This window comes from Vibrio sp. A2-1 (genome assembly GCF_021728355.1).
Taxonomy (GTDB): domain Bacteria; phylum Pseudomonadota; class Gammaproteobacteria; order Enterobacterales; family Vibrionaceae; genus Vibrio; species Vibrio splendidus_K.
On record NZ_JAKKCO010000001.1, the window covers coordinates 405,153 to 418,231 of the forward strand.

Genomic DNA, 13,079 nt, shown 5'->3' on the forward strand with positions numbered 1-13,079 from the left:
CGCCTAAAGGCTAATTCTTTGAGTGGACTACTTCTTTCAAAAAGTGATGAAAAAAGTAGTCGCAATATTAAATACGTTAGATCTTGTATCTAGGTTCCAAAAGCAATTGGCGCTTAAGAAACCTTAGTGATCTTAACTGGACACTTCTTGTAATCCGTCTGCTTAGACAGAGGATCCGTTGCATCCAAGATCAACTTGTTGATCAGAATTCTTGCATCAAAGAATGGTACGAATACCAAGCCTTGTGGTGGACGGTTACGACCACGAGTTTCAACACGAACGCGTACTTCACCACGTTTGTTTTCGATAAGAACTTCATCACCACGGCGAAGGCCACGAGCTTTAGCGTCAGCAGGGTGGATGTAACAAAGTGCATCCGGTACTGCTTTGTAAAGTTCTGGTACACGACGAGTCATAGTACCTGTATGCCAGTGCTCAAGAACACGACCTGTACATAGCCACATATCGTATTCATCGTTTGGTACTTCTGGTGGCGCTTCGTATGGAGCGTTGATGATCAGCGCTTTACCATCTGGCTTACCGTAGAAGTCCCAATCAGAACCTTTCTTAGCGTATGGATCTGAACCTTCTTTAAAGCGCCATAGTGTTTCTTTACCGTCAACAACAGGCCAACGTAGACCACGAACTTGGTGGTAGCGATCGTATGGTGCTAAATCGTGACCGTGGCCGCGACCAAAGGCTGCGTATTCTTCGAATAGACCTTTTTGAACGTAGAAACCTTGAGCTTGTGCATCGTCGTTAAGCTCTTGAGCTTCAGACAGTGGGAATGCATCAACGTTGCCGTTTTTGTAAAGCACGTCGTACATGGTTTTACCACGGTACTCAGGCATTTTCGCAACAAGTTCTTCGCCCCAAACTTCTTCAATAGTGAAGCGCTTAGAGAACTCCATGATTTGCCATAGGTCAGACTTCGCGTCACCAACCGTTTTAACTTGTTGGTACCATGCTTGTGTACGACGTTCAGCGTTACCGTAAGCACCTTCTTTTTCGATCCACATTGCTGTTGGAAGGATAAGGTCAGCCGCTTGAGCTGTGGCCGTTGGGTACGGGTCAGAACATACAATGAAGTTGTCTGGGTTGCGGTAACCTGGCAGACGTTCAGTGTTGATGTTTGGACCAGCCTGCATGTTGTTGTTACACATTACCCAGTACGCATTGATCTTGCCGTCTTTAAGCATACGGTCTTGAACAACAGCGTGAGCACCTGGTTTAGCCGGGATAGTGCCTTCTGGAAGTTTCCAGATGTCTTCTGCGATCTTACGGTGTTTAGGGTTAGCAACCACCATATCAGCTGGTAGACGGTGAGAGAACGTACCCACTTCACGAGCTGTACCACACGCAGATGGTTGGCCAGTTAGTGAGAATGGGCTGTTACCTGGAGTAGAAATCTTACCTGTTAGAAGGTGGATGTTGTACACAAGGCTGTTCATCCAAACGCCACGAGTATGTTGGTTCATACCCATAGTCCAAAGTGACATTACTTTGATGTTTGGATCCGCGTATTGCTTAGCCAGCTTGATAAGGTCATCTTGAGATACACCTGACATTTCAGACGCTTTTTCAACGGTGTATTCAGCAACAGAAGCTTTGTAGTTCTCGAAGCTGATATCAGTCATTTTGCCTGAGTTAGGGTTCGCAGCGGCTTGTTGCAGAGGATCATCATCACGAAGGCCATAACCGATGTCTGTCGTTGCTTGTTTGAAGTTCGTGTGTTTGTTCACGAAATCCCAGTTAACGGCATCGTTTTGAATGATGTAGTTAGCAATGAAGTTAGCAATCGCTAGATCTGATTGAGGTTCGAAGATGTAACCCGTGTCTGCAAGCTCAAAAGAACGGTGGTAGTAAGTAGACAGTACGTTTACTTTAACGTGTGGGTGGCTTAGACGACGGTCTGTAATACGAGTCCATAGTACTGGGTGCATTTCTGCCATGTTTGAACCCCACAGAACGAATGCGTCTGCGTGTTCAAAGTCATCGTAACAACCCATTGGCTCATCGATACCGAAGGTACGCATGAATGCACCTACCGCAGAAGCCATACAGTGACGAGCGTTTGGATCGATGTTGTTTGAACGGAAGCCCGCTTTCATCATCTTAACGGCTGCGTAGCCTTCCATTACAGTCCACTGGCCTGAACCGAACATACCAACGCCTGTTGGACCGTTTTTCTTAAGAGCGGCTTTCCATTTCTCAGCCATGACGTCGAAAGCTTGGTCCCAAGATACTGGTGTAAAATCACCATCTTTGTGGAACTCGCCGTCTTTCATACGAAGAAGAGGCTGTTCAAGACGGTCTTTACCGTACATGATTTTTGAAAGGAAGTAGCCTTTAATACAGTTAAGGCCTTTGTTTACAGGTGCTTCTGGGTCGCCTTGAGTCGCAACCACTTTACCGTTTTGAGTACCAACTAGTACCGAACAGCCCGTACCACAAAAACGACAAGGCGCTTTATCCCACGTGATTTTTGTTTGATCAGAGCTAGCAATCAGGTTGGTTGCTGTTGCTGGCAGAGTTACACCTGCAACGGCTGCCGCTGATGCAGCTGCGTTTGCTTTCACAAACGCGCGTCTTGTCATTTTCATACTTCACCCTCAAGTTGAGAATTGTTGCTTCCAGTTTCTAAATCCGTTTCGTCGAGCTCAGTTTCGATTTGGTGATAAACCAAAGCTGTGCCTAAAACGTTCGTAATATTATTAATTTCTTCGATGGTGTCCGTTACAAAACCTTGGTTTTCGGTTTCTAGGACTACTATGATTTTGCCTTCAGGGCTGCTGCCGTAAATCTCTGCGTTATCGAATTTCTCGATTTGTGCTTTGATCTCGTCTAGATGCTCTGGGCTCACATGCACGACTAAACTTGATATATGCACTTCATTTAGTGCCATAAATTGCTCTCGTTATTTTTGTTTTATGCATTACTCACAAGAATAGCTGAAGTAGGGCAAACTGCTACGCAGGCTCCACAACCGTTACACTCATCTAACTCGATTTTTGGTAGAGCAACACTGCCTGCTCTAAGTTGAAATTGAATGGCCATAGGTTCACACATGTCACCACAGCTTCGGCATTCAACATTTTGTTGCGCTAAGCACTTATCAGAGATACTTGCTTTTGCTTGCCAAGGTGTTTCTTCCTTGGGTTTAAAAATTGGTTCAGGACAAACGTCAGCACATTGATAACAAAAAGTGCATTCGTCTTTTGAATAGTCGACAGTAGGAAAACCACCATCGCCTACAATGATTATCTTAGTCTCACAATTTTCGATACATTTACCGCAACGAGTGCAGTCATCTGTAAAGCTTTCTAGGCTGTTAATCCAAGGCAATCGAATCTGGCTTGAATCTACTTTTCGCCTAGAAAATAGGCGTCGTCTCGATAGGTCTACCACTAAATGCCTACTAATGTTGCTAAGATGTTGTAATTGTAGATCATTGTTTTGTTAATATCTTGTCATTTATCCTCACAAGTAGTGTAGTTTTAGAAATATTTGTATAAATACCCCTTAAGGGCTAAATAGGATCCTATATTGTCTTAGATCAATAAATTACGAAGCGTTTGGTCACATATTGAATGGAGCTCTGTTTTTTGATGTGTGACAATAGGTTTCGGACAGCCACTTATATACCTTCAGGATTTTGATTTTGCTTATTAAACCAGTTTCATCTGTAACGAGTACAATAGCTAAATCATTACTGTCCATACTGCTCCTTTCGGTTGCCACTACTGGTTTTGCTATCTTCACATTGGCGTCAAGTCTCAACGACGCAGAGGCGGTTAACGTGGCTGGCTCAATGCGTATGCAAAGCTATCGTTTAGCGCATGATATTCAAATAGAATCAGCTGATTATGATTCTCATATTCGTGAATTCGAAAGTTCTCTTTATTCCCCTTCAATGGCCAACTTGGTCAGTTGGGAAGTTCCTACAGACATCACCGAAGATTACTATTTAATTATTGGTCGTTGGCACGAACTTAAACAGGTATTAAGCAGCGAAGACCGAAAGCACTATCTCGTATTAGTTGAAAACTTCGTTGCTGAAATCGATGGCTTCGTTTTTAAGCTGCAAGAGTTCTCTGAAGATAAGCTGATAAAGTTGGCGTGGGCTGGTGGTATTGGCTTAGGGGGAATTCTCGTCATATCTCTTTTTGTTGTTCACTTTGTCCGTAAACAAGTTGTTAAGCCGTTACATGCACTCGTTGGCGCCAGTCAGCGAATCAAAAACAGTGATTTTGCAGTCGAGTTGAAGGTCACCAATAACAACGAACTGGGTATTTTGACCAAGACATTTAACTCAATGGCGAAAGACTTGGGTGCGCTCTATCGAAATCTTGAAGACGTTGTGGATGCTAAGACAATAGAGCTACAAAACGCTAACCAATCACTCCAGGCGTTGTATCACTCTTCACAAGAGCTGACCGTAACACGTATCGCCCCAGAGAATTTCCGAGCTATCCTGCAACACCTCGTGAGCTTAGAGGGCATCGAATCGCTAAGGCTAGAGATTGTAGACAACTCAGGTCGTTCACTGATTATGGATGAAGGGTACGATTCGAACTTAGATTATGAAAAATTTGAAATGAAGCTGGATGACAATGAGCTTATCTTGGGCTATTTATATTGTTCATATCATCATGGCCATTCAACCAGAACGCTGATTGAGAGTTTTATCCAACTCTTATCGCGAGCTATCTATTATAATCGTGCGCAAAAAAAAGCTGAGCAGCTTATTATTATGGAAGAGCGTGCAACAATTGCACGTGAACTGCATGATTCACTGGCTCAATCACTGTCGTATTTGAAAATCCAAGTGACATTGCTGAAGCGTGTGATTGGCAAACTGCCAGAGCAACAACACCGAGAGCAGTCGGAACAAATAGCGTCGGAGATCGGTAACGGTTTGGCTGATGCTTATACTCAGTTACGAGAGTTGCTCACAACCTTTAGGTTGACGATAAAAGAGGGCAACTTCGGAGAGGCTTTGAGCACCATGCTTGAAGAACTCAGCGAAAGAACAGAAGCGAAGATTAACCTAACCAATAATCTTTCATCGATTGAGCTTGATGCGCACAGTCAGGTTCACTTGCTTCAATTGATTCGTGAAGCAACAATAAACGCAATAAAACACGCCAATGCCGACTTGATAGATGTATGTTGTATCGATGAGGAAGGTGAAGTATTCGTCGTGATTAAAGATAATGGAGATGGCTTTGACCCAAGTAGTTCGAAGATGAACCACTACGGGATGAGCATTATGCAGGAGCGTGCGGCAAGACTGAATGGCGACTTAACGATTGAAGCGGCTCAAGGTGAAGGCTGTACAGTCATATTGAAATATAAAAGTTTGAAGGAAGTTAAAGTTGACGATTTGTAAAGTAATGCTGGTTGATGATCATCCATTGATGCGCAGAGGTATAAGCCAATTACTGAGCTTTGAAGATGAATTCGAAGTGATTGCAGAAGCAAGTAACGGTACTGAAGCGGTCGCTCTTGCCCATGAAGAAGAACCGGACCTGATCCTTTTGGATCTTAATATGAAAGGCATGTCTGGCCTTGACACGCTGAAGGCACTTCGTACTGATGGCTCAAGCGCTAACATCGTTATTCTAACGGTTTCTGACAGCCCAGCAGATATTGAAGCAATTGTAAAAGCGGGCGCTGATGGTTACTTGCTTAAAGACACTGAACCCGATGAACTCATCGAATTACTGAAACAAGCTCACCATGGCGACAAAGCCTACAGCAGTGTTGTATCTCGCTACTTAAATGATGCTGAGAGCCGCAACGATATCTTCGACCAACTGACCGAACGTGAAATGCAGATCCTTCAAGAAGTTGCAAAAGGTTACCGCAACAAACAGATCGCAGACCATCTGTTCATTTCTGAATCGACAGTTAAGGTACATATGAAGAGTTTGCTGAAAAAGCTACAAGTTCCTTCACGTACTGCAGCAACGGTTCTGTATCTAGAACGCTATGGTGACATGAAGTAGGGCTTGTTCCTTTGAAATAAAACTATTTCAAGCCGTACTGTTAGTTTCAAATGTTAGGGGCAAAAGCGTGAGATTTTAACGACAGTTCCTTGCGATAACTTCTAATTTAGCATCTAAATAGCCTCTAATGATTTTGAACACGTGACATTAAAAAAGGCGCTGAACTTATTAAGTTCAGCGCCTTTTTGTTAGGGCATTTTATATCCAAATAATCATATCTGTTTTACTGACAATTAAGCTGCCATTGGTACTAGAACAAGCGTACCGAAGATAACCGTGATGAGACCACAGATTACAGGGACAGAAGTACGTTTTACTACTTCAAATGGGCTGATCTTACCCATACCAGATGTCGCGACAATTACACCAGAGACTGGCGAGATGGTACGACCTAGGTTCGATGCTTGAAGCATTGGGATGATTAGGAATGCTGGGTTCAAGCCCATTTTCGCAGCCAGTGACGGAGCCAGTTCTACGAATGCATAGAAAGGTGCGTTACCAGAACCTGTCGCGATAGCCGCTGCAACCGTTAGACCTGTTAGGATAAGCATTAACGCGATGCCGCCAGCACCAGCTGACTCAGCAAGACCGATTAGGTTATCAATTGCACCGATAGACATTAGGCCTTGAGCAAATACGCCCGCCGCAACCAACAGCATTACCACGCCTTTGAATGCTTCAGCCATACCTTGGTAGCAAGAATCTAGGTCTTCTAATGTTTTCTCACCGTCGAACTTCTTCACAACGTAATCGATGAGAGCACCCACGAAGATAGAACCCACGACGATGGTGTAGATATCAAGTGAAAGGCCTGGAATCGTACGGCCGTTAAATAGGAATACACCGATGATAGGCAGGAATGGCAGTGCAGCGTAGAAAGCGGGAGCCGTTGTTTCAATGTCTGAAACGTCTACTTTTTCCATTGGTGTGTTTTCTTTCTTATCCAGATACTTGTTCCAGAAGAAAGCGGCCGCAGCCATCACGATGATTGCACAGATAGAAACAGGTAGTACCGTTTGAACGGCAAATACATCAAGAGACATGCCTGATTTTTCAGCTGCAATAACCACATCACCAGAGGTTGGTGAAAGAATGATTGCTGCAGGTGACGCACAAACTGCAACCGCTGCCGGGCGTGAAATACCCATTGCCGTCATCATTGGGAATAGGGTAGCCATCAACAACACACCAAGGCCTGTTGCAGAACTTACTGCTAGAGACATTAGACACGCTACGATGTAAGCCGCGACAAGAAGTACGTATGGAGATTTGATAGCAGCAAGCGGTTTAGAGAATTGTTTCACTACCACGTTGTTTGCGCCGATGTGCGTCATGTAAGAAGCAAAGCCACAAAGAAGCATGATTTGCATGCCTAGGCCGCCTCCACGGTACTGAAGCATGTACTTAACAAATTCTAGTGAGTCGGTAACCATGTTACCTGTTGAAGCGACCTTAGCTGGTAAGACTGTGTGACCAATAAGACCAGTAATAAGAAGTAGGGCAAGGCCAGCAGTTAGTAATACGCCTGCCGCTTTATAGCCTTTCACAATAAAGTAACCAACAGCGATAGTAATCACTAATCCGATCAAGAGCTCTAACATAGAAATCTCCACAAAGTTTAAAAAATATAAGAAAGTGTTTCAGAATATGACAATGAATGTACAGAAAACTGCACTGTGGCACGAGGCATAGTTGAGGTTGATATGATCTAAGACAAACATTTTTTTCGATGTTAATTGTGGTTGTAAATCGTGATTAACTACTGTTGTTTAGATGTTAATAAACAAATTTTGTAGCTCGTTAGAATATAACTTGGATCACTTTTGGTTGTTCTAGTTGCATATGGATGCGTTATTTTATAAATCTTGAGTGTTTTTTGTACTTTGGAAGGGAATGTGTAACGAAGTGGGTATTTATCGGAGTAAAGAGGTGAGAATCTTAGCTTTGACGATTACTTAGCTTTGACGCTTAACGCCTACTTATTTCCCTAAGTAAGCGTTAAAACACAAGCTAGCACTAAAGTATAATTAGGGTTAAAAATAGCGAGTGAGTTTAGTTCATATCAACGTCAGGAATGTCATTTGAATACGTTGACAGCTCAGAGCAGACTACCTTCTTACAAAAATGAATCATCCCATAGCGCGTCACCAGTAAAAACTCTTCTCTATTCAATGGAATGTAAGGCATCGCGTCAGAAGATAGGGTAGAACCTTCACTTATCATGACTTTTTCGTAAAACGATAACTCGCGATTCGGGATGATTTGCTGGTGTTGGTTCTCATCGAGTGAGATGTCGTGTTGAGTGACAGAGTAAGATCCCGATGAAGTAAAACCGACTTGCTTGGTCGACACGTATAATAGGTCATAACTGTCATTCTTCTTAAATTCGATGTTAATAGAAGACTGGTTATGAATAATATTATTGGACGGGTTAATAATCGATGCTGTATTTGCTAAATAATGCCCTTCAAGGTGTGACTTAGGAATAAAGGTAGAAAGCCAACCGATTAATACGCCAAGCAGTACCACAAAAATTGCTGTATTCTTTTTGTTATTCACAAGTCACTCCTTTAAATCCTGCTGGAAAGCTCAGAGATTTTCCTGAATTATCGATGATGATTTTTCGTTCCTTATATTCATAAAGCGTGACGTTGAATAACTCGTTAAAAGTGAATTCGTCGGATTCGATTTTACAAGAGATAAAATGCTGACCCACGAGCTCTTCGCCTAGGCTATTTCTATCTAAATAAGAAAATAAATAATGGGATAAACCTGCAGTCACCACAAATAATGCAACCAGCGCTAGTACACTGTTTGTTTTTATCGCTGCGGCCGTTTTCTCGGTTGTTGAATTTTCTGTCGCTATGCTATCTGTCGCTGTGTTGTCTTCAGGTTGTTTCATTTCTTGTTTGGGTTGTGATTGAATTTTACTCAGCGCGCGTTCTTTGTCTTGTGTCACTTGTCCTGCAAATCGGTAGCCTTTACCTCGCTCAGTGACGATGATCATCCCGCTCTTATCTTCTAATGCTTTTCGGCAAATCGAGATGGTCTGCATTAGGCTGCCATCTTCAACGTAGATACCTTTAGACACCCAAACTTGTTCAATCAGAACTTGGCGAGTGATCACCTCATTGGGTCTCGAGATAAAAAACTTAAGCAGCTCTGATTCATTAGAACCTATTGGGTAGGTACGGCCCGTCTTAAAGTGATGGATTTCACTCTCTTCTAAATTGATCTGTATATCATCATTGATAATAAATTCAGCAGACATCTGGGTTCTCATTGTTATAAGCGTTCTAACCTAAATATAACAAATATTACAACAAACATAAACTTACTGATTTCATTGTCTTTTATATTTAAGTGACTGAATTAATGTAAATTATTTACCTAATTATATTTCCTTATATACCTTTTTGAGGTTGTTTAATGCGGTTTCAGGTGCTTGCCGTTAGTAGCTATTGGATCATTAACGGGTGACGCTGATTTAGTGGGTGTGGGTTAACTGCTCAAATTTCTTACGTAGTTTTATCAACGTGTCATTCCAACTCTGTGTTGCCTTGCTCTCTACGAATAAAAGTCGATCTTACCTCCGACTCAATTGGCAACTCAAATAACGATAAATCGCATGACCACACCAGTTAAATGCGAAAGCTACGAAGGAGCTGTTTTGAAAGATTTCAATAAGCCATATATATGTGGACTAATTACGCTTGCCTTACTCGGCTGTCAGTCTGAAGACTCGACTCAAGAACCTGTTTCAGTTTTGGTTCCTTACAACATTAACGAACTACCAAAACCGAATGATGGGTATGGGTATGACGAAGACGGAACTATCTCGGGAATTGGAGAAGACGCTGTCGTAATGTCATCGGCTAACGATGCCTATTATCAAGATTACAACAATTCATACGCAGCATTAGACGGCTGGGGCCTTTGTGCAGAACCGATTTTAATTCCTCTGCAAAGTGTTAATTCCGATAAACGTTATCCATTAGATAACAACTCTTTATTAAATAATGTCGTGTTAATTGATGAGAGTGGGGAATTAGTTGCAACTCGCGTCGAAGCTGATGGTTCAAATATTAAGATTCAATGTGAAGCTAGTCTCAAACCTCATGAAATTTATTCAGTCGTTGTAACTGATGGTGTGAAAACAGAATTTGGAGAGTCGCTTCAAGCTGCGCAATCTTTCAATGACCTTTTATATTCAGGTGTTCCCCTTGAAAGTGAAAGAGATATTGAATTACAGAAACAAGTACTTAGTGCTATGGACGCATACTACAAGCACTTTCCTGAACAAGGTGTTCCTGTGTATGCCGCTCAGTTTACAACGCAGAGTGCTTATTCGACTTTAGATGCGATGAGAGATAACCATATTTCTGAAGGAACGACTTTCTCACGAGAGCTCATTTTAGTCGAAGATAAAACGACTAAATATGATCTTTATACTCAAAAATTGAAGCTTCCATTTTATTTACCTTTTACTGAAAGTCGTGAGGCTGAATGTAATTATGATCAATACGAGCCTAAAGCATCATGCCCACCGTTATATGAATGGATGAAAACAAGCTCTGGTGGCTTTCCTACTAAAGATGACCCACTTCCAATTGCCGTAGAGTCACAAATTATCAATGCTGATATCTACACCCCAGCTCGTTGGGATGGAATCGAGCAGCTACCGACGGTGGTTTTTGTTCATGGCGTTACAGCTGATAAGTCTGCCGCTTCGCTAATGGCAAAAGATTATACAACACAGGGCTTTGCGGTGGTGGCTATTGATATGCCTTATCATGGTGAGCGCATGAGATACGATTTAAATGGGCTTGAAATTAGTGCTAAGGCGAACAAATCTTTCTTCATCAATATCGACTCGCCTCTTGCTCTTCGCTCCAATTTACAACAGTCGGTTTCGGATTTTTTAGGTTTACGTTTTGCTTTGAATGGTCAGCCATGGGTTGATAAGAAAAACATTCACTTAGTCGGGCACTCCTTGGGTGGAATCATGTCTGTCATGGTGAGTGAATTCAGTCAAGACTCCCCTTTGTTTGGTTTTAAAACAGTTAACTTCGTCGTACCAGGACAGGGGCTCACCAATCTAACTTTAGCATCTCAAACTTTAGGGCCTGAGATGTCTGAGGGTGTTAAGAAATCCCCAGATGTACAGCGCAGTATTGCTGAGACAGTTGTTCCTGAAAGCTGCGTGACATATACGACCAATCAACAATGTATCTCGGCGTTGAACGAATTTGTCAGTTTATCTTCCGAAAATGCTCTTACGGTTAGCCAGTTAGAAAATGATATTTATGACCTTCTTGTGACTGGTTTAAAGCAGGGAGTTCAGGCTGCCATCGACAGCTCAGATCCTGCGAGTTTTACATCTCGTCAAGCCAACAACGAACAACCAACGTTATTGTTGGCGGCTGTAGGTGACTGCGGTGACTCATGTGATGTCGGCGTGGATTACATTCCAGACAGTGTCGTTCCCAACTCAGCTCCAGACAATATAAGAACGGGAACCGAGCCACTTATTAAGGCTTTGGGATTGGCCCCAATTACGGGCACGACAGGACAACCATTAACTACTACTGAAACTCGCGGGGTCATTCGAACGACCACGGGAGGACATGGTACTTACCTGTTCCCTTATGAAGGAACGATGGACGAATCAGGATTACCCGGGTTTCCAGATTCAGAAGAGCTTAATTTTGTTTGGGATGCGACCAATACTCAGCAGGTCGCCGTTGCCTCTATGGTAACAACAAAGGGTGCCTCAATCGAAATAGTGAACGAAGATCATATCGAAACAGAGGTGCCTCAAAATGAAGAATAAACTTTTATTGGGTACTGTAGTTGCTCTTGTTCCTTGCCTGACTAACGCGGCCGGTTTTCAACTTAATGCACAGTCCGCAACAGGGTTAGGTCGTGCATTCGCGGGTGATGCTGTGATAGCCGATAGCGCTGCGATTGTTGCTAAGAACAGTGCTGCGATGGCTTACATCGAGCAACCAACACTCTCTGTCGGCGCTATCTATATCGATAGTGGTATTGATGTGTCGAGTGTTAGCTACACACCAATGATTGGTGATACTGAAATGTTGGATGACCAATCATTAGACGCAGGGACATTAGTTCCAAACATTCATTATGTTCATCCTATCGAAGATTCAAAGTTCACATTAGGTGCGACGGTTCACTCCAACTTTGGTACCGATGTCGAATTTGATAACTCGTTCGAAGCCGATGAGTTTGGGGGCAAAACGGCGCTTTCCAGTATCAACGTTGGCTTTGCTGTTGCTTATGAGTTGTCTGAAAAAATCAACTTAGGTGTTGGGCTGGATGTTATCTACGGTGAGGGTGAGATCTACCGTCAGGGCTTGTTGAATGTAGATGCGGACGGTTTCGGTCTGGGTGCGAATGTTGGTGCGACTTACCAAGTCAACGAACATAACAAGTTCGGTATTAGTTACCGTTACAGCCCAGATATCGCAGTGGAAGGTGACATCACTAAAGCAGGCGTTTCTGCTGACAAAATGAATGTCCCGTTACCAGACACTCTAGAGTTTTCCGGTTGGCACCAACTCAACGATCAGTGGGCTTTTCACTACAGCCTGCAGTGGGTGAACTGGTCTGAATTTGACTCGCTAACATCTGACTCTTATGACGAATCGATCAAAGAGTATCAATGGAAAGATGCAGGGCATGTTTCTGTCGGTGGTACATACAGCATGTCAAAGGACATCGTTCTACGAGCGGGCTACATGTACGACATTTCACCGACCGATGAACTTACATCCTTGTCTATACCTGATGTAAACCGACACTGGCTCACATTTGGAGGGACATATAGCTTCACGGCTGCCAGCTCTGTGGACGTTGGAGTCGGATTTATCATCGGAGAATCACAAGATATTGACGAAAACCTGACGACGATTCCAGGAACGAGTTCCAATATAACTGCTGATGTGACTGCCGATGCTCTCTTGCTTGGTGTTCAATATCAGCATCGTTTTTAACTTTTACTTTGGAGTTCAGAACGTAAAAATTTAGGAATCATATAAAAATTGC

Annotated in this window: 10 protein-coding genes; 4 read left to right on the top strand and 6 right to left on the bottom strand. The window is 42.9% G+C overall.

The genetic code is table 11. The features are described 5' to 3' along the window. Nucleotides 1-113: 113 nt before the first annotated feature. The 3 genes from napA to napF are packed head-to-tail and all read right to left on the bottom strand — an operon-like array spanning nucleotide 114 to nucleotide 3,408. Nucleotides 114-2,603 (bottom strand): periplasmic nitrate reductase subunit alpha, encoded by a 2,490-nt coding sequence (napA, locus tag L3V33_RS01745; RefSeq protein ID WP_054545564.1) that lies wholly within the window; start codon nucleotides 2,601-2,603, stop codon nucleotides 114-116. Beyond that, nucleotides 2,600-2,905, bottom strand: a complete 306-nt coding sequence (locus L3V33_RS01750) for a chaperone NapD (RefSeq protein WP_004731320.1) — start codon at nucleotides 2,903-2,905, stop codon at nucleotides 2,600-2,602. The genes napA and L3V33_RS01750 overlap by 4 nt, the downstream gene beginning before the upstream one ends. A gap of 23 nt (nucleotides 2,906-2,928) precedes the next feature. Further along, nucleotides 2,929-3,408, bottom strand: coding sequence for a ferredoxin-type protein NapF (napF, locus tag L3V33_RS01755; protein ID WP_017078318.1), 480 nt, complete (start codon nucleotides 3,406-3,408; stop codon nucleotides 2,929-2,931). A gap of 253 nt (nucleotides 3,409-3,661) precedes the next feature. On the opposite strand from napF, the gene narQ reads away from it, so the two are divergent. Together narQ and L3V33_RS01765 are read left to right on the top strand one after the other, a co-directional pair. Then, on the top strand, nucleotides 3,662-5,392 hold the full coding sequence (gene narQ, locus L3V33_RS01760; RefSeq protein ID WP_114635236.1) for a nitrate/nitrite two-component system sensor histidine kinase NarQ: 1,731 nt from the start codon (nucleotides 3,662-3,664) through the stop codon (nucleotides 5,390-5,392). Beyond that, nucleotides 5,379-6,011 carry a response regulator gene (locus L3V33_RS01765; RefSeq protein WP_004731316.1) on the top strand — a complete coding sequence of 211 codons (633 nt, stop codon included), beginning with the start codon at nucleotides 5,379-5,381 and terminating at the stop codon, nucleotides 6,009-6,011. The genes narQ and L3V33_RS01765 overlap by 14 nt, the downstream gene beginning before the upstream one ends. Before the next feature lie 233 nt (nucleotides 6,012-6,244). Here L3V33_RS01765 and dcuC read toward each other — a convergent pair whose 3' ends face one another. From dcuC to L3V33_RS01780, 3 genes are all read right to left on the bottom strand, one after another. Then, a complete protein-coding gene (gene dcuC, locus L3V33_RS01770; protein ID WP_065206214.1) occupies nucleotides 6,245-7,612 on the bottom strand; it encodes an anaerobic C4-dicarboxylate transporter DcuC in 1,368 nt (455 codons plus the stop codon). A gap of 451 nt (nucleotides 7,613-8,063) precedes the next feature. Continuing rightward, nucleotides 8,064-8,570, bottom strand: coding sequence for a hypothetical protein (locus L3V33_RS01775; RefSeq protein ID WP_237288829.1), 507 nt, complete (start codon nucleotides 8,568-8,570; stop codon nucleotides 8,064-8,066). Continuing rightward, on the bottom strand, nucleotides 8,563-9,282 hold the full coding sequence (locus tag L3V33_RS01780; protein ID WP_237288830.1) for a winged helix-turn-helix domain-containing protein: 720 nt from the start codon (nucleotides 9,280-9,282) through the stop codon (nucleotides 8,563-8,565). The genes L3V33_RS01775 and L3V33_RS01780 overlap by 8 nt, the downstream gene beginning before the upstream one ends. A gap of 357 nt (nucleotides 9,283-9,639) precedes the next feature. Here L3V33_RS01780 and L3V33_RS01785 point away from each other — a divergent pair, with 357 nt between their 5' ends. Further along, nucleotides 9,640-11,844, top strand: coding sequence for an alpha/beta fold hydrolase (locus tag L3V33_RS01785; RefSeq protein WP_237288831.1), 2,205 nt, complete (start codon nucleotides 9,640-9,642; stop codon nucleotides 11,842-11,844). After that, nucleotides 11,834-13,027 carry an outer membrane protein transport protein gene (locus tag L3V33_RS01790; RefSeq protein ID WP_237288832.1) on the top strand — a complete coding sequence of 398 codons (1,194 nt, stop codon included), beginning with the start codon at nucleotides 11,834-11,836 and terminating at the stop codon, nucleotides 13,025-13,027. The genes L3V33_RS01785 and L3V33_RS01790 overlap by 11 nt, the downstream gene beginning before the upstream one ends. Nucleotides 13,028-13,079: the final 52 nt, after the last annotated feature.

Excerpts from the sequence above, each read along its gene's own strand:
- napA (WP_054545564.1), bottom strand. The coding sequence starts at position 2,603 with ATGAAAATGACAAGACGCGCGTTTGTGAAAGCAAACGCAGCTGCATCA.
- L3V33_RS01750 (WP_004731320.1), bottom strand. The coding sequence starts at position 2,905 with ATGGCACTAAATGAAGTGCATATATCAAGTTTAGTCGTGCATGTGAGC.
- dcuC (WP_065206214.1), bottom strand. The coding sequence starts at position 7,612 with ATGTTAGAGCTCTTGATCGGATTAGTGATTACTATCGCTGTTGGTTAC.
- L3V33_RS01780 (WP_237288830.1), bottom strand. The coding sequence starts at position 9,282 with ATGTCTGCTGAATTTATTATCAATGATGATATACAGATCAATTTAGAA.
- L3V33_RS01785 (WP_237288831.1), top strand. The coding sequence starts at position 9,640 with ATGACCACACCAGTTAAATGCGAAAGCTACGAAGGAGCTGTTTTGAAA.
- L3V33_RS01790 (WP_237288832.1), top strand. The coding sequence starts at position 11,834 with ATGAAGAATAAACTTTTATTGGGTACTGTAGTTGCTCTTGTTCCTTGC.